Annotated in this window: 17 protein-coding genes; 8 read left to right on the top strand and 9 right to left on the bottom strand. The window is 62.4% G+C overall.

All coding sequences use genetic code 11. The features are described 5' to 3' along the window. Window positions 1-89 precede the first annotated feature (89 nt). The 4 genes from GQ59_RS16660 to GQ59_RS16645 all read left to right on the top strand — a co-directional run bounded on the left by GQ59_RS16660 (window position 90) and on the right by GQ59_RS16645 (window position 3,707). On the top strand, window positions 90-1,010 hold the full coding sequence (locus tag GQ59_RS16660) for an ABC transporter permease (protein WP_037083269.1): 921 nt from the start codon (window positions 90-92) through the stop codon (window positions 1,008-1,010). Beyond that, window positions 1,010-1,876 carry an ABC transporter permease gene (locus GQ59_RS16655; protein WP_037083266.1) on the top strand — a complete coding sequence of 289 codons (867 nt, stop codon included), beginning with the start codon at window positions 1,010-1,012 and terminating at the stop codon, window positions 1,874-1,876. The genes GQ59_RS16660 and GQ59_RS16655 overlap by 1 nt, the downstream gene beginning before the upstream one ends. After that, window positions 1,873-2,862, top strand: coding sequence for an ROK family protein (locus GQ59_RS16650; protein ID WP_084683197.1), 990 nt, complete (start codon window positions 1,873-1,875; stop codon window positions 2,860-2,862). Before GQ59_RS16655 ends, GQ59_RS16650 begins: the two co-directional genes overlap by 4 nt. Window positions 2,863-2,969: 107 nt before the next feature. Next, entirely contained in the window at window positions 2,970-3,707 is a 738-nt protein-coding gene (locus tag GQ59_RS16645) for a copper homeostasis protein CutC (protein WP_037083263.1), read from the top strand. 174 nt (window positions 3,708-3,881) lie between these two features. Here GQ59_RS16645 and GQ59_RS16640 read toward each other — a convergent pair whose 3' ends face one another. From GQ59_RS16640 to GQ59_RS16625, 4 genes are all read right to left on the bottom strand, one after another. After that, a complete protein-coding gene (locus tag GQ59_RS16640; protein WP_037083260.1) occupies window positions 3,882-4,532 on the bottom strand; it encodes a helix-turn-helix domain-containing protein in 651 nt (216 codons plus the stop codon). Between the two features lie 117 nt (window positions 4,533-4,649). After that, window positions 4,650-5,000, bottom strand: a complete 351-nt coding sequence (locus tag GQ59_RS16635) for a response regulator (protein WP_152564361.1) — start codon at window positions 4,998-5,000, stop codon at window positions 4,650-4,652. A gap of 115 nt (window positions 5,001-5,115) precedes the next feature. Further along, on the bottom strand, window positions 5,116-5,730 hold the full coding sequence (gene fixJ / locus GQ59_RS16630; RefSeq protein WP_037083604.1) for a response regulator FixJ: 615 nt from the start codon (window positions 5,728-5,730) through the stop codon (window positions 5,116-5,118). Continuing rightward, a complete protein-coding gene (locus GQ59_RS16625) occupies window positions 5,723-7,240 on the bottom strand; it encodes a PAS domain S-box protein (protein ID WP_037083255.1) in 1,518 nt (505 codons plus the stop codon). Before GQ59_RS16625 ends, fixJ begins: the two co-directional genes overlap by 8 nt. A 523-nt stretch (window positions 7,241-7,763) precedes the next feature. On the opposite strand from GQ59_RS16625, the gene GQ59_RS16620 reads away from it, so the two are divergent. From GQ59_RS16620 to GQ59_RS16610, 3 genes are all read left to right on the top strand, one after another. Continuing rightward, the gene (locus tag GQ59_RS16620; RefSeq protein ID WP_037083253.1) at window positions 7,764-9,305 is read left to right on the top strand and encodes a UbiD family decarboxylase; all 1,542 of its coding nucleotides are present in this window, start codon (window positions 7,764-7,766) and stop codon (window positions 9,303-9,305) included. A gap of 216 nt (window positions 9,306-9,521) precedes the next feature. Further along, window positions 9,522-11,705 carry a putative bifunctional diguanylate cyclase/phosphodiesterase gene (locus GQ59_RS16615; RefSeq protein WP_051904012.1) on the top strand — a complete coding sequence of 728 codons (2,184 nt, stop codon included), beginning with the start codon at window positions 9,522-9,524 and terminating at the stop codon, window positions 11,703-11,705. Between the two features lie 174 nt (window positions 11,706-11,879). Then, window positions 11,880-14,807 (top strand): hybrid sensor histidine kinase/response regulator, encoded by a 2,928-nt coding sequence (locus GQ59_RS16610; RefSeq protein WP_037083601.1) that lies wholly within the window; start codon window positions 11,880-11,882, stop codon window positions 14,805-14,807. A 24-nt stretch (window positions 14,808-14,831) separates the two neighbouring features. On the opposite strand, the gene GQ59_RS16605 is transcribed toward GQ59_RS16610, so the two are convergent. Then, window positions 14,832-15,317: an MgtC/SapB family protein gene (locus GQ59_RS16605; RefSeq protein ID WP_037083251.1), complete on the bottom strand. Its 486-nt coding sequence runs from the start codon at window positions 15,315-15,317 to the stop codon at window positions 14,832-14,834. A gap of 95 nt (window positions 15,318-15,412) precedes the next feature. Continuing rightward, a complete protein-coding gene (locus tag GQ59_RS16600; protein ID WP_037083248.1) occupies window positions 15,413-16,669 on the bottom strand; it encodes an AGE family epimerase/isomerase in 1,257 nt (418 codons plus the stop codon). Between the two features lie 168 nt (window positions 16,670-16,837). On the opposite strand from GQ59_RS16600, the gene metH reads away from it, so the two are divergent. Then, on the top strand, window positions 16,838-20,611 hold the full coding sequence (gene metH, locus GQ59_RS16595; RefSeq protein ID WP_037083599.1) for a methionine synthase: 3,774 nt from the start codon (window positions 16,838-16,840) through the stop codon (window positions 20,609-20,611). A 68-nt stretch (window positions 20,612-20,679) separates the two neighbouring features. On the opposite strand, the gene GQ59_RS16590 is transcribed toward metH, so the two are convergent. From GQ59_RS16590 to GQ59_RS16580, 3 genes are read right to left on the bottom strand one after another with little or no spacing between them, the layout of a single operon-like run. Further along, the gene (locus tag GQ59_RS16590; RefSeq protein WP_037083245.1) at window positions 20,680-21,741 is read right to left on the bottom strand and encodes an ABC transporter ATP-binding protein; all 1,062 of its coding nucleotides are present in this window, start codon (window positions 21,739-21,741) and stop codon (window positions 20,680-20,682) included. A gap of 9 nt (window positions 21,742-21,750) precedes the next feature. After that, entirely contained in the window at window positions 21,751-22,539 is a 789-nt protein-coding gene (locus GQ59_RS16585) for an ABC transporter permease (protein WP_037083242.1), read from the bottom strand. Beyond that, window positions 22,536-23,411, bottom strand: coding sequence for an ABC transporter permease (locus GQ59_RS16580; protein ID WP_037083241.1), 876 nt, complete (start codon window positions 23,409-23,411; stop codon window positions 22,536-22,538). Before GQ59_RS16580 ends, GQ59_RS16585 begins: the two co-directional genes overlap by 4 nt. Window positions 23,412-23,441: the final 30 nt, after the last annotated feature.

Genomic DNA, 23,441 nt, shown 5'->3' with positions numbered 1-23,441 from the left:
TCGTAACACGACGGCGGGTGGAGAAATCCGCCCGCCGTTTCCTTTTTCAGTGAATGAGGCCCGTCCGGGCCCCGAAAGACAGCAGGCGGATGAGAGCCTATATCACCAAGAAACTGCTGGCCCTGCCGCTGATCCTGATCGGCGTGTCGCTGCTGGTCTTCGTGGCGATCCGCGCGCTGCCGGGCGATCCGGCGCGGTTGATGGCCGGAGCCGAGGCAACGCAGGAAGCCGTCGACAACATGACCGTCCGGCTTGGCCTCGACCGCAGCCTGCCGGCGCAATACGCTTCCTTCGCCTATGGCGCGGTGAGGGGCGATCTCGGTATTTCGATCAAATCCAAGCTGCCGGTCGTCGATGAGATCGCCGAGCGCCTGCCGTTCACTATTGGGCTTGCGATCACCGCCTATCTGATCGCCATCGGCATCGGTGTACCGGCCGGCATGATCGCGGCGATCTACCGGCATGGCTGGCCGGACCAGATCGTGATGATCCTTGCGATTGCCGGCGCCTCGATCGCCAATTTCTGGCTGGCGCTGATGGCGATGAATACGTTTTCCGTGCAGCTCGGCTGGCTGCCGCTGCTCGGTGCCGCATCCTGGAAGAGCTTCATCCTGCCGTCGATCACGCTGGCCGTACTGCCGACCGCGGTCATCGCCCGCATGACCCGTTCCAGCATGATCGAGGTGATGAGCCAGGACTATATCCGCACGGCTTACGCCAAGGGCGTCCTGCCGAGGAACATCTACTGGAGCCATGCGCTGCGCAATGCGCTGCTGCCGATCATCACCATCGTGGGCTTGAATTTCGGCAGCCTGATGGGGGGCGCTGTCGTGACCGAATCCGTCTTCAACTGGCCGGGCATCGGACGTTTCCTCGTCGATGCGGTGCGTTACCGCGACTATCCCGTCATCCAGGGCGTGACCCTCGTCGCCGTCACCGGCGTCGTCGTCATCAATTTCCTGGCGGAGATGCTGATCGCCTTCCTCAACCCGAAGATAAGGTTCGACTGATGGCATCCGTTGACACCGATATCGCGTCGCGCCGGCCGGCGGTCTACCGGGGACTGCGCTGGATGGCGACCCATCGCAGCATCACCATCGGCGGCTTCCTGATCGGCATTATCGTGCTCGCCGCGATCTTCGCGCCGCTGATCGCGCCGGCCGATCCCTATGTCCAGGACCTGCTGGCGATCATGGAGCCGCCGTCGCTGGCGCATCCGTTCGGCACCGACGACAATGGCCGCGATATCTTTGCCCGCGTCATCTTCGGAGCGCGCATCTCCTTGGCCGAGGTGGTTCTGGCCGTCGGGTTGGCGGTGCTTGTCGGGGTGCCGCTCGGCATCCTGTCGGGCATGAGCGGCCGGTATGTCGACCAGGCGATCATGTGGACGATGGACATCCTGTTTGCCTTTCCGGGCATCGTTCTCGCCATCCTGATCGTCAGCGTGCTCGGCTCCAGCCTGATCAACCTTCTGATCGCCATTGCCATTTTCTCCGTGCCGGTCTACGCCCGGCTCAGCCGCAACCTGACGCTGGGCCTGAAGCGCATGGATTATGTCGAAGCCGCTATCTCGCTCGGCATCTCGCGCCGCCGCATCATGAGCCACTATATCCTGCGCAACGCGATCGGGCCGATCATCGTGCAGTCGACGCTGACCGCCGGCACGGTCATCCTGTCGGCCGCAAGCCTGTCGTTCCTCGGCCTCGGCGCCCAGCCGCCGCTTCCCGAATGGGGCGCGATGATGAGCGACGGCCGCAACTATCTCGGCCTCAACATCTGGATGTCGCTGTTTCCCGGTCTTGCGATCATGATCACCGTGCTCGGCTTCAACATCCTCGGCGACGGCCTTCGCGACCTTCTGGATCCGCGCAAATGAGCACCGGCTCCACACCCCGCACGACAGACCAGCCGGCAATTGGCAACGCTGCGCCCGCAAGACCGGTCTTCTGCGTCGATATCGGCGGGTCGTTCATGAAATTCGCGGTCTCGCCGGCGCCGGGCGCGCTGGTGCCGCTCGAAAAGGTGGCGACCCCGGCTGCGGACTGGCACGAGCTTGCCGCCTCGCTTTCGGCGCTGATCGAGCGCAATGCGCATGTCGGCGATCCAGCTTCGCCGTTGGCGCTGTCGATCGCCGGCCTCATCGACCCCAGAAACGGCATCGCCACCTCGGCCAATATTCCCTGCATCACCGGACGGCGGATCGGCGACGAGCTTTCGGCGATCCTCGGGCGGCCGGTACTGGCTGCCAATGACGCGGACTGCCTGACGCTTGCCGAAGCCAACGAGGGCGCCGGGCGCGGCCATTCGGTGGTCTTCTGCGCCATCATGGGCACCGGCATCGGCGGGGGGCTGGCGATCGACGGACGGCTGGTGCGCGGGGCGGGTGGCGTCACCGGCGAATGGGGCCACGGCCCGATCCTCAACACGACGGTCGAACTCGACGGGGAGACGATCCATATTCCGCGTTTCTCCTGCGGCTGCGGCCAGTCGGGCTGCGTCGATACGATCGGCGGGGCACGCGGCATCGAGCGGCTGCATCATTTCCTGCATGGCTGCGAGGAAACGAGCTACCGGATCCTCGAAGACTGGCAGGCGGACGAGGCGAGGGCGGCAAGGACTGTCGGCGTCTATCTCGAACTCATCGCCGATCCGCTGGCGCTGTCGGTCAATGTCACCGGCGCCTCGATCGTGCCGGTCGGCGGCGGGCTCGCATCGGTCACGCCGCTCATCGATGCGCTGGACGGGGCGGTGCGCAAGCGTATCCTCAACCGCTTCGATCACCCGCTGGTGACACCGGCGCTGCGGCAGGAGGATGGCGGGCTGGTCGGCGCTGCCGTGCTCGGGCATCAGAGCGCCGTCTAGGTTGCGAAAGCGCCGTCCACGGTCGCGAAAGTGCCGCTCAAGATCATTAGAATGCCTTTCAGGGGCGCCTGCTGTTACAAGAGTGCTGGTCATCAAGGAGACTGATCCTGTCCATCCTGCTCGAAGTCTGCGTCGATAGTCCCGAAGGTGTGGCCGCCGCCATCGCCGGTGGCGCAAACCGCATCGAACTCTGCGCGGCACTCGATGTCGGCGGGCTGACGCCGCCGCCGGGCATGATCGCGCTTGCCGCCAGGGCGCCGATCCCGGTCTATGCGATCATCCGGCCGCGGGCCGGCAGCTTCGTCTACGACGCCGACAACGAGGCGGCGATGATGGCCGATATCGATGCGGTGCGGGCGGCCGGTTTGGCGGGTGTGGTGATAGGAGCGAGCCGTCCGGACATGACGCTCGACATGCCCCTGCTCAAGCGGCTGATGGCGCAGTCGCAAGGCCTCGGCGTGACCCTCCACCGCGCCTTCGATCTGGTGCCGGATCCGTTCGAAGCCTTGGAGCAGGCTATCGAACTCGGCGTCGAGCGTGTCCTGACCTCGGGTCTCAAGGTGAGCGGGCCGGAAGGGATCGACATGCTGACGATGCTGGTGGAGCGGGCGGGGGACCGGGTGTCGATCATGCCCGGCGGCGGCATCAATATCGCGACCGTCGAACGGGTGGTTCGGGAAACCGGCGTGCACGAGGTCCACAGTTCCTGCCGCCGGCCCGTCGAAGGCAAGGATGAGCGCGCCGTCGCCTTCGGTTTCCAGGCGCCTGCTTCTCACGAGACAAGCAGCGAGATCGTTCGGCAGATGCGCGGTTTGCTCGACGAACTGGAAGTGGCGCGGGACTGATGCTCAGGTCTCTGCTGATCGGCAGGCACGACTTTGCGGCAGGCCGCCGGGGGGACGACGACCTGCCGCTCGGCAGTGAGGGAGGATGATACGAATAGAGGAGAGATGCACTTCCATGGTCAGCGGACGACCGCCATCGTCCGCTCATGCACTGCTATGCACGTTCATTGACTGTCATGCGCAGAGGCTGCGGAGTGCTTCGTGCTTCTTGATCTCGATGCAACGAATGCTCCGCAGTTTGATAAGGCCGGCCGCACGGAGTTTTGCGAAAACGCGCGACACCGTTTCGATCGTCAGGCCTAAATAGTCGGCTATATCCAGCCGGGTCATGGGAATGTCGAAATGTTCGAGCCCGCCCTGGCGTTCCGCCATGTCGACGAGGAAACCGGCGATCCGTTCCACCGCCGTCTGACGGCCGATCATCATGATATGTTCCTGGGCGCGCAGCATGCCGCGCAGCGCCAGAGAAAGCAGTTCCGGCAAGGCCTGGTCGTTGGCGGTGCGGCTTATGGCGCGCAAGCCTGTCGGAGCGATGGCTTCGGCGAAGAAACTATGGGTCCGGTCAGCCTCAAACCCGAAAGTTTCTCCGGCCAGATGGAAGGCGATGACCTGCCTCCTTCCGTCCGACAACAGGCGGTGGATCCGTACGGCACCGAATTCGACGTGATAGAAGGTCCCCGCCTTGTCGCCGGGGGCGTAGATTTCGGCGCCGGCATTGAAGGTCGTCACAGAATTGGCCCGGAAGAGACCCGCTGTCTGGGGTGCGATCACGATCTGGCTCTTGGTGAGCTGCAACTTCGTGGCATCAGCGGCTGCGGTGTGCATCTTCACGTCTCCCCTTGCTGTAGTGTCAAGATGACAGAAGACGTGCAGGGGAAAAATTGGGTTGTATCACTAGGGGGATTTACGTAGGGCGGGGCGGAAGGACCGCTTCGAACCGGCTCAGGCCGTGAGCGCAAGGTTCTTGACGAGCCCCAGGAGATCGGCGCCGTTGAACGGCTTGGTAAGACTCAGGACCGGGCCGAGTTCGCCTTCGATTGGTGGAGACATGCCGTCGGTGAGCAGGATTACTGCCTGACCCGACTGGAGCACGCGCTGCAGGATATCGCTCGAAGAACGCAGCACCTGGTCGTCGATGATCATGCACAGAGTGGGACCAAGGACAGCGGTGTTCTTGCGCCAGGATTCATGCGCCTCGACGCGGTAGCCCTCTACCTCGAGTGCGAATGTCAACGACTGCCTGAGACCGAGATCGGGCGCGATGACGACTATGCTTCTCGCTTGTGATAACACCAAACTTCCCGCGCGGGTGGGGGCAGCCGGAGAGCCGCTCAAATCAGACATCTAGGGCCTGCCTGGGGAGTAGCGCTTTGCGATAGATCAAGAAATCCCAATATTTTTCCGCCGTTCAATGGGGGCCGAAACCGGCGGCGATCGCCATGCGAACGAGTTGCGGCAGGCTTTTCGCCTTCATCTTGGCCATGACGTTGGCGCGATGCACCTCGACGGTGCGGGGGCTTATGTCGAGATCGTAGGCGATCGACTTGTTCGGCAGACCGGCAACCACGGCCGCCAGCACCTGCCGCTCCCGATCGCTCAGGCTTTCAAGCCGCGTCTGAACCTCGGCCAGGTCGTCCGTATCGAGCATTTTATCCGACAGCAGCTCGGCGGCCCGCTGGATCGCTTCGATGATGACCGTGTCGCCGAACGGTTTTTCGATGAAATCGACAGCGCCTGCCTTCATCGCCTCCACCGCCATCGGCACGTCGCCATGGCCGGTGATGACGATGGAAGGAATGCCGGTCCGGCTGGTTGTCAGCTTGCGGATCAGTTCGACGCCGGTCATGTCCGGCATCCTGAGGTCGGTGACCAAAACGCCGTTTCGCACGCTCGGCGCGAACTGCAGGAAGGACGAGGCGGTTTCATGCATGCGCACGGCAAAGCCGTTCATGGTCAGCATGAAGGCAAGGGACTTTCTGACCGGCTCCTCGTCGTCGACGATATGGATCGTGTAGTCACCCATCTGCATTCTCGCGTTCCTCCTTGTCGATCGGGAGTGTGAAACGGAACGTCGCTCCTCCGGCCGCATTGCGCGTCACCGTCATCTCGCCGCCATGCGCTTCGACGATGCGCTTGGAAATCGAAAGCCCTATTCCCATGCCGCCGGCCTTGGTGGTGACGAAGGGTTTGAAAAGCTGATCGGCGATCTCTTCGGGAATGCCGGGGCCGGTATCCTGGACGATCACCTGGATCATGTCTTCGTCCTCCTGGAGGGTGCGGATGACCAGTTCCCGCCGCTGGCTGTCGCGCATCGCCTCGATGGCGTTGCGCATCAGGTTGGTGAGGACCTGCTGGACCTGAATGCGGTCGACGGTGACCATTTCCGGTCCTGGCGCGAACTCGAAAATCGCCCGGACACCTTTTTCGCGCGAGCCGACCAGCGCCAGGGCGCCGGCTTCTTCTACCAGGCGCCGGATGTTCTCCGGCGCCTTTTCAGTCTCGCCCTTGGTCACGAATTCCCGGAGGTGCTTGATGATCTGGCCCGCCCTGAGCGACTGACGCGCCGTCTCTTCCAGCGCTTCGCGCATGCGCACCGCGATGGCTTCATCCATGTCGCGCAGAAGGCGTGCGCAACCATGCACATAGTTGGCGATCGCCGAGAGGGGCTGGTTCAGTTCGTGGGCGAGGGTGGATGCCATTTCACCCATTTCATTGAGGCGGGCGAGCCGTGCGAGTTCTCCCTGGATCTCCTGCAGGCGCGCCGCCGATTCCTCGCGTTCGGTCAGGTCGCGCACGAAGCCGGTGAAGAAGGTTTCCCCGCCGGTATGGGTTTCGCCGACAGCAAGCTTCATCGGGAAGGTCGAGCCGTCCTTGCGCCGACCGACGACCACGCGGTCCATGCCGATGATCCGCTTCTCGCCGGTCCTCAGATACCTTTCCATGTAACCGTCGTGTTCGCGGTGGTAGGGTTCCGGCATCAGCATGCGCAGGTTCTGGCCGACCACCTCTTCTTCGCTGTAGCCGAACTGGCGGATAGCCGCGGCGTTGAAGGAGACGATCGTCCCGTCCCTTGTGCTGACGATGCTGGCATCGAGAACGGTGTCGAGGACGGAGCGAAGATGGGCTTCGCGGGATTCAGCCTTCGCCTGGGCCTTCCCGATCGCCTTGCGTGCGGAGTGAAGGATTTCGCCGACCAGTGCGATCACCACGCCGATGATGCTGATCATGGCCATTTCCGAAAAAACGGCTCCCCGCGGCGTCAGCTCCTTGATGACGTAGGCTGCCAGAACGGAAAGCGCCACCGCGAAAAGCGAGGCCCGCATCCCGCCGATAAGGGCGGCAATCAGGATCGGCGGAATGAAGAACGTGAATGGTGCTCTTTCGTCGAGGACGCCATGCAGCGAAATGCGCAGCAGGAACGCGAGCAGCACGGCGAGGGTCGCAATGACATAAACCTCGGCGGGGGAAAACCGACGGCTCAAGAAAGACTGAATATAGTCATCCTTCTTTTCGGCGATCGTCTTGGAAGTCATGATGCCTGCCCGAAGCCGATCGTCTGCAGGAGGTACGCCATTCCTTTGTGCATCCTAAACCTGACAGCCTATCTTTGAAGCCGTTCTAGCATGAGCGTGGATGCGGCGTCCAACGGCGGAGGCGGTTGTAGCTTAAAAAGAATATACTTTTGCGCGTTTATTTGTGCCGATGTGCGCCCGGCTGCCGGCACGAATGAAAGCGGCGGCGGGTGCCGCTTCAGCCAATGCAACGAGCCTTGGGGTCAAAGGTTCATTGCTGCGGAATATGGGCGACCTCGACGTAGCCGGCCGAGGCCTCCTTCTGTGGGACGAACGGCTAAGGCGACCGATGCGGCAATTACGAGACGACGCATGACAGTCCGAAGGAATTTCCTCGCACGGATCACATGGTCTTGCAGTCGACGCCGGCCGATCACGCTTCCCCGATACGGCCTCATACAACATTGTATAATTATATTTGATTTTATCAACTGTTCTGGCTAGAAAACGTCCTACGCAGAAACGCGTTTTCGGGAGAGGAAGAATGACCGCCAATACGACAACTCAATCCGCCGCCGCGCTTGATCTCGACCGTTTCCGGTTGAAGAATTTCGTCGAGAGCCTGAGCGCCGACGAGCTCGATATCCGCGAGGGGAAGGTCGATCTGGCCGATGTCGCGGCGATCCTGCAGAACAACCCGAAGGCAGTCTGGTTCAAAAATGCCGGTCCCGAAGGCCAGCAGCTGATCGGCAATGTGGTCGGCAGCCGTTCGCGTCTCGCAAAGGCTTTCGGCGTACCCGCCGGCGAAGTGGCGCTGGAAATGCGCCGCCGCCTGTCGCTGAAGCCGGAACTGGTAAAGCTTTCCGGTAACGAGGCGCCCGTGCAGCAGGTCGTGCTGTCCGGCACTGACGCCGACCTCCTAAAGCTGCCGGTCCACGTGCAGCATGCGCTCGACGGCGCGCCCTACATTTCCGCGACGATCGACTATACGATCGACCCGAAGGATGGCCGATACAATTGCGGCATGCGCCGGCTGATGCTGCGCGGCCCTCAGGAAGCGGGCGTCGACCTGATTGCGCCGAGCGACCTGCGCGTCATGTACATGGCTGCTTCCGAGCGGGGCGAGAGGCTGAACGTTGCCTATGTGGTTGGCTGCCATCCGATCGACATGGTGTCCGCCACCATGAAGGAGCCGGTCGACGAACTGGAACTGATCTCCTCCCTGCGCGGGGCGCCGCTGCCGGTCGTCAAATGCGTCACCAACGAGATCATGGTTCCGGCCGACGCGGAAATGGTCATCGAAGGCTATTTCGACGAGCGCGGTTACGTGGAGAAGGAAGGGCCGTACGGCGAATATCTCGGCTATTACGGCGTCGTGAAGACCAACCCGGTCTTCCATGTCACCGCCATCACCCACCGCCGGGACGCGCTCTTCCAGACCGCGACCATCAGCGGCAATCGCATGGACTTCACCGATACCTCCAACCTCGAAGCGCTGCGTATGGAAATGAATGTCTGGAAGACGCTCGGCGACGTCGTGCGCCAGCCGGTCGCCGTTTATGCGCCGGTTGCCGCTGGCGGATCGATGAGCATGCGCTTCTCGATCCGCCAGACCTATCCCGGCGAGGCACGTTCGGCACTCTACGCGGTTCTCGGCGCCGTCGGCGTCAAGAACGTGTTCGTCGTCGATCCGGATATCGACATCTTCGACGACAGCCAGATGGAATGGGCGTTCGGTACCCGCTTCCAGGCCGACCGGGATCTGGTGATCGCGACCGGCGTTCGGCTGTCGCCGCTCGATCCGTCGCTTCACGGCGCCCGCTCCGGCGCCAAGGCCGGCTACGACCTGACCTGGCCGATGCAGCATGCCCAGAACTGGGAACTCGTCACGCCGCAGGCTCCGACCTATCCCGGTGCGCGCTTCCCATCGCTCGAAGCGGCATTGAGGGATGGCGCCAAACATTTCGAGGAGTTGATGGCCGCCGTCGGCAGCCGCGATGGCCGCGAGGTCGTGCGCGAACTGGACACCTTCCGCTCCAAGGGGCTGGAGCGTGACGAGCGCGGTCGTTACTATCTTCCCCGATAGGATGATCCATTTCGGGACATTGTGCCTTACCGAAGCAGCCTTCCGGGGGCAATTCCGGGAGGTTTTTCATTTTAAGTCGAAAAAGCTCTCTTCCATCCCGCTAAACGGGTGTTCCCCTTGCCAAACACCATTCATTTCTTGGGGGGCCCTCGTTATGCTTTCTCTAATGGATGGATTTCTATGGTAGCGGCACTACCGCCCTCCTCTGGAGCAGAGATGTCTTACGCCGACAGCATCGATATTGCGGAGCGCAGACGGCTTGACGCTCTGGCGAACTACCGTATCGCAGGCTCCGGGCCTGAAAACCGTTTCGATCGAATCTGCCGCTTTGCCTCCGAGCTTTTTTCCACGCGCATGGCTTTCGTGACGCTGATCGAAGAGGATCGGCAATGGTTCAAGGCCTGTTCGGGTCTCGATATCGAGGAGACCCACCGATCCGAATCCTTCTGTGATCACACGATCCGCACGGACGATGTTCTTGTCGTCTCCGATGCGCGGCTGGATGCACGGTTCTCCGGCCTGCCGATCGTCGCAGGCGAGCCATTCATCCGGTTTTATGCCGGTGCGCCGCTGATCTCGCCGGATGGTTTCCGGCTCGGAGCGCTGTGCATTGCCGACCCGCAGGTGCGAGAAAGTTTCTCCGAGCGGGAAAGGCGAACGCTCGCCGGTCTTGCCGCCATGGTCATGGAGCACATGGAACTGCGTCGCGAGGGCATACCGCAGGCGACGGCTGCCAACTTTGCGGATGCCACCGATCTCTCGCTGATTACCGTCGATCCCACCGGCCGGGTCGAGTTCGTCAACCAGGCGGCGCTCGATATGTTCGGTTTCAGCCGGGAGGAGATGATCGGCGAGTCGCTCGACCTGATCGTGCCCGAACGCTTCCGCGCTGCCCACAACGCCGGTTTCGCGCGCGTGGTCGCGGGCGGCAGTTCCATGCTCAAGGGCAAGACCGTCGAGATTTCGGCATGCCGCAAGGATGGTTCGGAGTTTCCGGTCGAGATGGCGCTTTCGATCTGGCACGATCAGCGCGGCGTCGGCGTGGGCGCCATCATCAAGGACATATCCGAACGCCGTGACCGCGACGCTCGGCTCCTGAGGCTGGCAAGCCAGGATACGCTGACCGGCTTGTGCAATCGGCACCGTTTCGAGGATCTTTTGCGCGAGGAACTGGCGCGCAACCGGCCGCTCGCCGTGCTGCTCTTCGACCTCGACGGGTTCAAGGACGTCAACGATCGCCTGGGGCACGGCATCGGCGATTCCCTGTTGCAGGCGATCGGTGTCAGATTGCCGGCGGTCCTCGACCGTAAGGTCACGGTCTCCCGGTTCGGCGGCGACGAGTTTGCCATTCTCGTTCCCGGAACCGGGGATCCTCTCGTGGCCCAGAAAATTGCAAATGCGGTCATCGAGGCTTTCAAGATACCGTTCGAGGTTGCCGGGCATACGTTCCGCGTCGGGGCGAGTGTCGGCTTTTCGCTCGCACCGAACCACGGTTCCGATTCCGAGGAGCTCATCGCCAGTGCCGACTTCGCTCTCTACCGGGCCAAGCAGGCCGGCGGCCGGGTCGTGCGCATGTTCGAACAGTCGATGCGCAACGAGACCCTGGCAAAGCGGATGCTGCGGGACGAACTGCTGCGGGCGCTGCACAAGAACGAGCTGGTGCTGCACTACCAGCCGCAGGTGACGCTCGATACCGGCGAGGTATTCGGCGTCGAGGCGCTCATCCGCTGGCAGCATCCGGAGCGCGGTCTCCTGTCGCCGGCCGCCTTTCTCCCGGCTCTGGAGCAGAGTTCGATCGCGCTCGACGTGGGCTTCTGGGTGCTGGATCAGGCGGGCCGGCAGATGGCCGCCTGGGATGCGGCCGGGTATCCGCCGATCAAGATGGGCATCAACCTGTTTCCCGCGCAGGTCCGGGCCGGCGATCTGGCCCGCAACGTCGTTGACCTGATCGAACGCTACGTGCTCGACCCGCAGTCCCTGGAGATCGAGATCACCGAAACGGTCACGCTCAACGACGACGACCAGTCGCTCGAATCGATCCAGGCGCTGCGCGAACTCGGCGTCGGCATCGCCTTCGACGATTTCGGCACGGGCTACGCTTCGCTCGGTTCGCTGCAGCGCTATCCACTGACGACGCTCAAGATCGACATGGGGTTCGTGCGCGATCTCTTGACCAAGCCGCGCGATGCCGCCATTACCCGCGCGCTCATCGCGCTCAGCAGGGAACTGGGGCTGAAGACGATTGCCGAAGGCATCGAGACCGAGGAGCAGGAGGCGGCGCTTCGCCTGATGGGCTGCGAGGCGGGGCAGGGCTACCGTTACGGCAAGGCGATGCCGGCCGACGAGGTTGCCCGGCTTTTCGTCCAGCCGGTGGAAAGGCAGCGGATCGGGATCAAGTAATCCGCCTGAATCCCGCACGGGTCGGTGCCGGAACCGGGAGCAAAACCGGGGTGTTAGATGTTTTTTAGCGTATCGCGATAATCCCGTGGGAGATTTCCTGAACCGTCCTGATTTCAATTGTCAATATTAGCGGAAACCCTATAACCTGTGATGCATTGGCATCAGGGACGGCGCATGTTCAGACTGACGGAGCTTTCCGAAATCGATCTGAATCAGTTGTTTAATCTGTCGCCCAATCCCTATGTCATACTCGACCGGGAATTGCGGCTTGTCGGAATGAACGACGCTTATCTGGCGGTGACGGGGCGCAGCCGCGAAGAGCTTGTCGGCCGCAGCATGTTCGACGCGTTTCCCAGCGAACCGGATTCCGTCCCGGGCCGGCTGCTGCGCCAGTCCTTCGCCAAGGTCCTTTCTGCCGCCGAGGTGGATCACCTGCCGCTCATCCCCTATCCGATCCCAGGTCCCGATGGAGAGCTAGAGGATCGTTATTGGAGCGCAACCCATATTCCGATCAAGGACGAGGCGGGGCGGCTGATCTTCATCCTGCAGCATACGGTGGACGTGACCGAGCTTCACCTGCTGCGCAGCCGGTCCGCGGGCGATGGCGCCCTCAAGGTGCATACGGATCTGATGCGCCGGGCCGATGCGGTCCAAGGGCAGAATGCCGCTCTCGGCGAGGAGCGGGAATATCTGCGCATGCTGTTCGAGCAGGCGCCCGGCTTCATGGCCGTGCTGCGCGGCCCGGAGCATGTTTTTTCGATCGTCAACAGGTCGTACCGGACGATCGTCAGCCGCGAGGACCTGATCGGCAAGACGGTGCGCGAGGCTTTGCCGGAGCTCGCCAGGCAGGGTGTCTACGAACTGCTGGACGAGGTCTACCGGACCGGCACGCCCTACAGCGCCTATGGTGCGCGGGTCGTTTTCCAGTCCCCCGAAAGCGCTGAGCCGGAAGAACGCTTTCTCGATTTCGTCTATCAGCCGATCCGCGATCACAGCGGGATGGTCAGCGGCATTTTCGTGCAGGGCCAGGACGTTACGGAGCTTCGCCGTGCACAGGAGGCGGCCCGCGAAAACGAGGACCGTTTCAGGACGCTTGCCCAGTCCTTGCCGACACATGTGTGGACGGCGACGCCGGACGGCCGGATGCAATGGTGCAACGACCAGATCTTCACCTATAGCGGCCTCGAGTCATTCTATTTCGACAGGGAGCGGCGCTCCGAGATGCTCCATCCGGATGATTCGCCCCGGATTGCCGCCGCCTGGGACGAGGCTTTGCGCACCGGAAGCCGGCTGGAGACGGAAATCCGCCTTCGGCGCCACGACGGCGTCTATCGCTGGTTCATCAGCCGTGCGGTGCCGATCAAGAATGCAGAGGGTGAGATCACCCTCTGGGTTGCCACCAATACCGATATCGACGAGCAGAAGAAGACAGAATCGGAGCTTTCAAGCCTCGCGGAAACCCTCGGCCACCGAGTCGAGGAAAGAACGATCGAGCTCGAGCGGACGCAGGAAGTGCTTCGCCAGAGCCAGAAGATGGAAGCGATCGGTAATCTCGCCGGCGGCATCGCCCACGATTTCAACAATCTCCTGCAGGTTATCACCGGCAATCTTCAGCTTCTCGGCCGGGAATTCGCAGGCAACGAAGTTGCCCAAAGGCGGCTGAACAGCGCGCTTGCAGGGGCTTCGCGCGGCGCCCGGCTCGCCTCGCAGCTTCTCGCCTTCGGCCGCCGTCAGCCGCTTTCGCCGAAGGTGATCAATCTGAGCCGCCTGATCCGCGAGATGGATCACCTCCTGAGGCGCAGCCTGGGAGAAGCGATCGAGATCGACACGATCGTCGGCGGCGGGTTGTGGAACACGCTCGTCGATCCGAGCAATGTCGAGAATGCGCTCCTCAACCTCGCGATCAACGCACGCGATGCGATGAACGGGCAGGGCAAGCTGACGATCGAGCTCGGCAATGCCTATCTCGACGACGAATATGCGAGCCACACGTTCGACATCGAGGCCGGCCAATATGTGATGCTCGCGGTCACCGATACCGGTACGGGCATGACGGCCGACATTCTCGGCAAGGTCTTCGACCCCTTCTTCACCACCAAGCCGGAGGGCAAGGGAACAGGGCTCGGCCTGTCGATGGTCTACGGTTTCGTCAAGCAGTCTGGCGGCCATATCCGGATCTACAGCGAGCCTGGAAATGGCACCACCGTACGGATATATCTTCCGCGATCGATGGAGGACGAGGATGTGGTCGCCGAAACCACCAGTGGCCCTGCCCTTGGCGGAAACGAGACGATCCTGGTCGTCGAGGACGACGAAGCGGTGCGGGAAATCACCGTCAGCCTGCTTGCCGAACTGGGATACCGGGTCCTGCGGGCCAAGGATGCGGACAGCGGGCTTGCGATCGTCGAAAGCGGCGTGCCGATCGACTGCCTGTTCACGGATGTGGTGATGCCGGGCCGGCTGAAGAGCCGCGATCTCGCCAAGCGGGCCAAGGAGCGGCTGCCGCATCTCGGCGTGCTGTTCACGTCGGGTTATACCGAGAATTCGATCGTCCATGGAGGACGGCTCGATCCGGGCGTCAATCTCTTGAGCAAGCCCTATACGCGGGAGGCGCTCGCCCGGAAGATCCGCCAGGTAATCGATCAGAATCGGCAGGCCGCGCCTCCGCGCCTGCCGGAAAACCCAGGGGAGATGTCTTTGGCCAAACCTGCTGTCGAGCAAACGCCGGCGTCGGATCTGCCGATCGCCGTTCTTCTGGTGGAGGACGAAGCACTGATCCGCATTTCGACGGCGGATTTCCTGCAGGATTCCGGCATGACCGTGATCGAGGCCGGATCGGCCGTCGAGGCGCTCGCCGCAGCCGACAGCGATCCGATCGACGTCCTCGTCACCGATGTCCATCTGCCGGAAATGAGCGGGTTGCAGCTCGCATTGAAATTGCGCGAAACATTGCCGAATCTGCCGGTTATCTTCGCGACCGGCGACCGCAATGTGCCTGGATCGGAAACTCTCGACCAGACGTCGCTGATCATCAAGCCTTACGACTATGAGCTGCTGACCAGCCGTATCCGAGCCATGGTGACGCCGCGCAAGGGCGGCTGAGCCGTCTTCTCTGCGGCTGGGCTGCTATTCGTCCTTCATGCCCGCCGCCACTTCGGTCTTGCGCAGCAGCCAGAGAATGACGATGCCGGCGCCGGTCGCCGCCACGGCAACGATCCACATGCCGAGGCCGACGCAGAGGCCGATCGAACCCGACAGCCACATGCTGGCGCCGGTGGTCAGGCCCTTCACGTTGCCGCGCATCTGGAAGACGACACCGGCGGCCAGAAATGCGATCCCGGCGGTGACAGCCTCGACGAGGCGGATCGGATCGATCTGGACCGTATCGGGCTGGTTGCCGAATTCATGCATGACCTGCAACCCGACCAGCGTGAACACCGCGGATGCGAGGCCGATCAGCATGTTGGTGCGCAGGCCGGCGGAATTGTTGCGGAACTCCCGTTCGAGGCCGATGAGGCCACAGAGGACGGCGGCGCCGATCAATCTCGCCAGAAGCACTTCGATCGCAACGGGCGCCTCGTGCGAAAACTCCTCGGCAAGCGTGTTGATCATGGCGGCGATGGTCCGATGTTACAGCGATGTGACATCGGAAACTGACGAAGGATTGGATGGTTCCGCCGCCGCGAGGCGAGGCCGTCGAAAACGCCTCAGATACGCCCTCCAGCCTCGACGATCACCTTCGTCAGGCTGCCGTTCGCCGGGAAGAGCGGGATGAGGCAGGCTTGCAGGGCGTGGTAGATGTCGCCTTTGCCGGGAAAGAGGGTGTGGGCCGGACGCATGTCCTCGGTCAGTTCCTCGTGCCAGCCGCCGTTCTTGTGGTCGATGAACCGGTTGGCGATCGTGCCCCAGATCAGCCGGTAGCTGTCCTCGTGGAAGTTATCGGCCGGCAGATGCTCGTTGAGGAAATGCGCGGCACCGGCCGCCTCGCACATCGGCCACCAGAGCTTGTTGGTCTTGGCAGGTTTGTCGTTCCAGTCGAGCGTATAGAAGAAGCCGCCCTTCTCCTTGTCCCAGCCCAGTGACATGGATTGGACGAACAGCGATTTCGCCGCATCCGGCATCCAGCCGTGTTTTTTATCCCCGAGCGACCAGAGCTGCAGCAGCAGCCGGGACCATTCCAGCCAATGGCCGGGCGTGGTGCCGGCCGGGCGGAACATCTCGTCGGGATGATAATAACCCTTGTCGATCGTCCATTCCGGGTTGAAATGCTCGGCGACCCGGAAACCGACACTGCCGGCGCAGCGGCGGATGACGAGGTCGGCGATGCTTTCCGCCTTGTCGAGATAGGCTGTTTCGCCGGTTGCCTCGAAAGCGGCCATCAGCGCTTCGGTGAGGTGCATGTTGGAATTCTGGCCACGATAGCCTCCGCCATCGATCGGCGACCAGTCACGGTTGAATTCTTCCGCAATCGCGCCGTGGCGGGGTTCCCAGAATTTCGTTTCCAGCACGTCCGTGATATCGGCCAGCATCTGGTCGGCGAGCGGATGGCCGGCGACCTTGGCGGAGGCGGCGGCGAGCAGCACGAAGGCGTGGCCATAACCCTGCTTGGCGGGATCGGCTGCGCCGTCATCATTGACCTGCCAGAAATAGCCGCCATATTGCGTATCGCGATGACGCTCCCAGAGGGTGCGCATGCCGTGGTCGATGATGTCACCCGAGCCCGGCCGGCCGAGCAGGTAGGCGATCGAGAAGCAATGGACCATGCGCGCCGAGGCATGGATGCCGCGGGCCGGATTGGTGCCGCCGATCGGCGAGCCCAGGTCGTCGAGATCGAAGAAGCCGCCGTTCGGGTTTATCGCCCGGAATTGAAAGAAATCGAAAAGCCCGTCCGCCTGATCCAAGAGCCAGCGCCGATGATAGGGGAGGCTCGCCCAGTTGGCTTCTCTCTGACCGGTGTCACTCATGAAAACCTCGGAATCGCTTTGGCGGGGCAGTGGGTCAGAACGCCTATAACGCCCGGCCGGTTGCATGTCATCGACTATTCTATATCGCACGACACTCAGGTTATATATTGACATAAACATATCTTTATGCGGTTATTGAGCGATCCGGAAATGATGAAGGGCAGTGCCATGTTCGACGAACTCTTTGGTCCCGAGGCCGCCGCTCGCGATGGCGCGGAGATTCTGGCGGCACTCAAGGCGGCCGCGCGCGAGCGCATCCTCGTCATCGATGGCGCGATGGGCACCGAAATCCAGGGCCTGGGTTTTGACGAAGGCCATTTCCGCGGCGAACGATTTGCCGGATGCGCCTGCCACCAGCAGGGCAACAACGACCTTCTGATTCTCTCGCAGCCCCAGGCGGTGGAGGAAATCCATTACCGCTATGCCAAGGCAGGCGCGGATATCATCGAAACCAATACATTCTCCTCGACCCGCATCGCGCAGGCCGATTACCAGATGGAGAACGCGGTCTACGACCTCAACCGTGACGGCGCGCGGCTGGCCAGGCGGGCGGCGCTGCGGGCACAGAAGGAAGACGGCCGCCGCCGTTTCGTCGCCGGCGCCATCGGCCCGACCAACCGCACCGCCTCCATTTCGCCCGACGTCAACAATCCCGGTTACCGGGCGGTGACATTCGACGACCTTCGCATCGCCTATGGCGAACAGCTCGACGGCCTGATCGACGGCGGCGCCGACATCATCCTGATCGAGACGATCTTCGATACGCTCAACGCCAAGGCCGCGATTTTCGCCTGTGCAGAGCGTTTCGAGGCGAAGGGCATCCGCCTGCCGGTGATGATTTCCGGCACGATCACCGACCTTTCCGGCCGCACGCTGTCCGGCCAGACGCCGTCGGCCTTCTGGTCCTCCATCCGTCATTCGAAGCCCTTCACCGTCGGCCTCAACTGCGCGCTCGGCGCCGATGCGATGCGACCGCACCTGCAGGAACTCTCGGGCGTCGCCGACACGTTCATCTCTGCCTATCCGAATGCCGGTCTGCCGAACTCGTTCGGCGGTTACGACGAATCGCCGGAAGACATGGCCCGCCAGATCAAAGGCTTTGCCGAGGAAGGCCTCGTCAACGTCGTCGGCGGCTGCTGCGGATCGACGCCGGAACATATCCGCGCGATTGCCGAAGCGGTCGCGCCGTACAAGCCGCGCGAAGTGCCGGAACACCGGCCGTTCATGTCGCTTGCGGGCCTGGAGCCCTTCGAGTTCACCAAGGACGTGCCGTTCGTCAATGTCGGCGAGCGCACCAACGTCACCGGCTCGGCGAAATTCCGCAAGCTGATCACCGCCGGTGATTTTACCGCGGCACTCGCGATTGCCCGCGAGCAGGTGGAAAACGGCGCTTCGATCATCGACATCAACATGGACGAGGGCCTGATCGACTCGCAGCGGGCGATGGTCGAATTCGTCAACCTGATCGCCGCCGAGCCGGATATCGCCCGGGTGCCGATCATGCTCGACTCGTCGAAGTTCGAGATCATGGAGGCGGGCCTGAAATGCGTGCAGGGCAAGCCCGTCGTCAACTCGATCTCGATGAAGGAAGGCGAGGAGAAGTTCATCGCCCAGGCCAAGCTGCTGCGCAACTACGGCGCCGCCATCGTGGTCATGGCCTTCGACGAGCAGGGCCAGGCCGATACCTACGAGCGCAAGGTGGCGATCTGCGAACGCGCCTACAAGCTCCTGACCGAAGAGGCGGATTTCCCGCCGGAAGACATCATCTTCGACCCCAACATCTTTGCGGTCGCGACCGGCATCGAGGAGCATAACGGCTACGGTCTCGCCTTCATCCGGGCGACGAAGACGATCCGCGAGCGCATGCCTCTCGTGCATGTCTCGGGCGGCGTCTCGAACCTGTCCTTCTCGTTCCGTGGCAACGAGCCGGTGCGCGAGGCGATGCACGCGGTGTTCCTCTACCACGCCATCCAGGCGGGCATGGACATGGGCATCGTCAATGCCGGCCAGCTGGCGATCTACGAAAATATCGATCCGGAACTGCGCGAGGCCTGCGAGGACGTCGTGCTCAACCGCCGCGACGATGCGACGGAACGGATGCTCGACATCGCCGAGCGTTATCGCGGGACCGGGGCCAAGGAAGCCAAGGAGAGAGATCTCGCCTGGCGCGAATGGCCGGTGGAGAAGCGCCTTTCGCATGCGCTGGTCAACGGCATCAACGAGTTCATCGACATTGACACGGAAGAGGCGCGCCAGAATGCGGAGCGGCCTCTGCATGTGATCGAGGGGCCGCTGATGGCCGGCATGAACGTGGTCGGCGACCTGTTCGGCTCGGGAAAAATGTTCCTGCCGCAGGTGGTGAAGTCCGCCCGCGTGATGAAGCAGGCCGTGGCCGTGCTTCTGCCCTACATGGAAGAGGAAAAGCGCCTCAATGGCGGGGACCAGAAGAAGTCGGCCGGCAAGGTGCTGATGGCGACCGTCAAGGGCGACGTCCACGACATCGGCAAGAACATCGTCGGTGTCGTGCTTGCCTGCAACAATTACGAGATCATCGATCTCGGCGTGATGGTGCCGGCCACCAAGATCCTGGAGACGGCGATTGCCGAGAAGGTCGATATCATCGGGCTTTCCGGCCTGATCACCCCGTCGCTCGACGAGATGGCGCATGTGGCTTCGGAAATGGAGCGCCAGGGTTTCGACATTCCGCTCCTGATCGGCGGCGCGACGACCAGCCGAGTGCACACGGCGGTCAAGATCCATCCGCGCTACGAACGCGGCCAGGCGATCTACGTGACGGATGCCAGCCGCGCGGTCGGCGTGGTGTCGTCGCTTCTCTCCGAGGATGCCAGGGCGGGTTATATCAGCACCGTGCAGGCGGAATATGCCAAGGTTGCCGCCGCCCATGCTCGCTCGGAAGCGGAAAAGACACGTCTTCCGATCGCGCGTGCGCGGGCCAATGCCGAGAAGGTCGACTGGTCGTCCTATCAGCCCAAGAAGCCGCAGTTCACCGGCACGAAAGTGTTCGAGACCTACGATCTCGCGGAACTGGCGAAATATATCGACTGGACCCCGTTCTTCCAGACCTGGGAACTGAAGGGCCGTTTCCCGGCGATCCTCGAAGACGAGAAACAGGGCGAGGCGGCACGCCAGCTTTATGCGGACGCCCAGGCGATGCTCGACAAGATCATAGCGGAAAAATGGTTCCGGCCGCGGGCGGTGATCGGCTTCTGGCCGGCCAATGCCGTCGGCGACGATATCCGCGTCTACACGGACGAAAGCCGCGCGGAAGAACTCGCGACCTTCTTCACGCTGCGACAGCAGCTTTCGAAGCGGGACGGTCGCCCGAATGTGGCGCTGTCGGATTTCGTCGCACCTGCCGAGACCGGCCTGAACGACTATGTGGGCGGTTTCGTCGTCACGGCCGGCATCGAGGAAGTGGCGATCGCGGAGCGGTTCGAACGGGCGAACGACGATTATTCGTCGATCCTCGTCAAGGCGCTGGCCGATCGCTTCGCGGAAGCCTTTGCCGAATGCATGCACGAGCAGGTCCGCAAGGAATTCTGGGGTTATGCGCCCGACGAGACATTCTCGGCGGAAGAGTTGATCACCGAAGCCTATCACGGCATCCGCCCGGCGCCGGGTTATCCGGCCCAGCCCGACCATACGGAAAAGGCGACACTGTTCCGGCTTCTCGATGCGGAAGCGGCGACTGGCGTCATTCTGACGGAAAGCTACGCCATGTGGCCCGGCTCGTCGGTCTCCGGCCTCTATATCGGCCATCCGGCATCCTACTATTTCGGAGTGGCGAAGGTCGAGCGGGACCAGGTCGAGGATTATGCCAAGCGCAAGGGGATGTCGATCGAGGAGACCGAGCGCTGGCTCGGCCCGGTCCTCAACTACGTGCCGGCGTCCGGCCAGGATGCGATCGACGACGCGGCCTGAGGACGGCGCCGCCTGAGATTGGCCAAATGCAAAACGGCATCCGCGAGGATGCCGTTTTCCGTTTGCGATCAGTCGCGGATGATCAGGAAATCGTGGGCGTTGAAGCGCAGCGTCAGGGTTTCGCCCGACTGCGGCAGGACCGCATCCGGGGAATTGAACATGTCGAAGGAAATCTGGTTTCCGCCCACTTCGAGCTTGGTGCGGATGACCGAGCCCAGGAAATGCGAGGAGATCACCTGGCCGGTCAGCGAGGTATCGCCCTTGGCGTTTTCCAGCAGCGAGCCCGCTTCCGGACGCAGCGCGATCGACAGCTTGTCACCGCCCTTTAGCGCGCCGATCGATTCCCGCAGCCTGATGGTGTTTTCGCCGACCTTGACGGTGTTGGCCGCCGGATCGACGACGGTCGCCTCGATGATGTTGAGCGTGCCGACGAAGGAGGCGACGAAACGGGTGGTCGGACGATTGTAGATTTCCGACGGCGTGCCGATCTGGTCCGCGCGGCCGGCATTCATGACCACGACGCGGTCGGAGATCGACAGGGCCTCTTCCTGATCGTGCGTCACGAAGACGGTGGTGATCCCGAGCTGGCGCTGGATTTCACGGATCTCTTCGCGCAACGAAACACGGATCTTGGCGTCGAGCGCCGACAGCGGCTCGTCGAGCAGCAGGACCTGCGGCTTCGGCGCAAGCGCGCGGGCGAGCGCCACGCGCTGCTGCTGGCCGCCGGACATCTGGTAGGGGTAACGGTCGGCCAGATGGTCGAGGCTGATCAGCTTCAGCATTTCCTTGACGCGCGTTTCGATCTCCGTCTTGGACTTGCCGGCGACCTTCAAGCCGAAGGCGACGTTGTCGAAGACGTTCATGTTCGGAAACAGCGCATAGGCCTGGAAGACCATGCCGATATTGCGCTGGTTGGTCTTCAGCGCATTCTGGTTCCGGCCGTTGATCGAAATCGCCCCGTCGCTCGGGCTTTCGAACCCGGCGATCATGCGCAGCACGGTCGTCTTGCCACAGCCCGACGGCCCGAGAAAGGAGACGAACTCGCCCTTCTCGATGGACATGTTGAAGTCCTTGACGACCTGGGTCTGGCCGAAACTCTTCTTGATACTTTCGAGAACGAGGAACGACATCAAAATTCCTTAAGGCCTGGACGGCGACAATTTGCCGACGCGGGAAACGAGCTGGATCAGACCCATCGACAGCCAGGTGATCGCAAACGCGATGACTGCCAGCGCCGAAGGCTCGTAAGCCTTGTTGGCGCCGACGAGCTGGAGATAGGGGCCGAAGGCCGGGCGGTTGAGAAGGGCTGCCATGGTGAATTCGCCCATGACGATCGCAAACGTGATGAACGCGCCGGAGAGCACGCCCGACATGACGTTCGGGAAAATGCAGCGGAACATGATTGTCGGCCACTTGGCGCCGAGGATTTCCGCGGCCTCGGTCAGCGTCCGCACGTCGATAGTGCGCATCGCCGTGTCGACCGAACGGTACATGTAGGGGAGCGCCAGCGTCACGTAGGAGAATGTCAGCAGGACGTTGGTGCCCTGCGTCGAGCCCGTGAACGGGATCCAGGATGAGGAATTGTAGAGGCGCAGGTAACCGAACACGATGACGATCGCCGGAATGACGAGCGGCAGCAGCGTAATGAACTCGACGACAGGCCGCATCTGCGGCAGGCGCAGCCGGACCCAGTAGGCGGTCGGCACGATAAGCAGCATGCCGACGACGATCGTCACCAGCGCCATCAGCATCGAGAAGCCGAAGGTGGCGCGGAACTGAGCGTCCGTAAACACCGACTGGTAGGCATCGAGGGAATAGACGCCGCGCCGCATGCGCAGCGAGAACTCGAACGTCCCGATCAGCGGCACGAAGAAGTAGATGGCCCCAATGGCGATCGCGATCCAGGCGAAGATCTTGTGCGCCTTCATTTCTGCCACCGTTCGGCGCGGCTGCGCAGCCAGATGTAGAGGATGTTGGAAATGCCGGTGATGACGATCATGCCGAGGGCCAGGGCATAGCCGAGATTGGGATTATGCAGCACGTCGCCGCGGATCTGGGCGTAGAGCAGAATCGGCACGATGTTGAGCGAGGCGCCGGTCAGCGCAAAGGCGGTCGCAATCGCGCCGAAGGCGTTGGCGAAAAGGAGGAGCGTGGCGCCCATCAGGCTCGGCCAGAGGATCGGCAGCACGACCATGCGCCAGTATTGCCACGTGGATGCGCCGAGGATTTCGGATGCCTCGCGCCATTCCTTCTTCAATCCGTCCAGCGCCGGCGTCAGGATCAGCACCATCAGCGGGATCTGGAAGAACATGTAGGTGATCGTCAGGCCGAAGAAGGAGAGGAGATTGAACCCCGTCGAATAGAGATTGAAGCCGAGCCAGTCCCGCATGAAGATCGTCACCAACCCGGTTCGGCCAAGTGTCGCCAGAAAGGCGAAGGCGAGCGGCACGCCGGCGAAGTTCGACGCAACGCCCGAAAAGGTCAGCAGGCTGGAGCGGATCCAGGACGGCACACCGCCGAGCACGACCGCCCAGGCGAGGAAAAAACCGATCAATCCGCCACCCAGCGCCGAGGCGACGGATACCCGTATGCTGATCCAGTAAGCGCCCATGATGGAAGGCGAAAAGAGGTCGACAATGTTCTGAAACGTGAATTCGCCAGCCGGATTGAAGAAGGCGCCGACGATCAGATAGAGCGTCGGAACAATCAGGAAGGCGAGCGCGAATACCATGAACGGCACGATGCCCAGCCAGTCTATGACTGTCCGGCGATCGATGAATGACGTGGAAGCGGTGGTCATGAAGGCTGGCCATCCAGGGAAAACGGGAAA

It is taken from the genome of Neorhizobium vignae, from assembly GCF_000732195.1.
Taxonomy (GTDB): Bacteria; Pseudomonadota; Alphaproteobacteria; order Rhizobiales; family Rhizobiaceae; genus Neorhizobium; species Neorhizobium vignae.
Note: the sequence above shows the minus strand (reverse complement) of the source record. Positions and strands in the feature narration are given on the sequence as shown.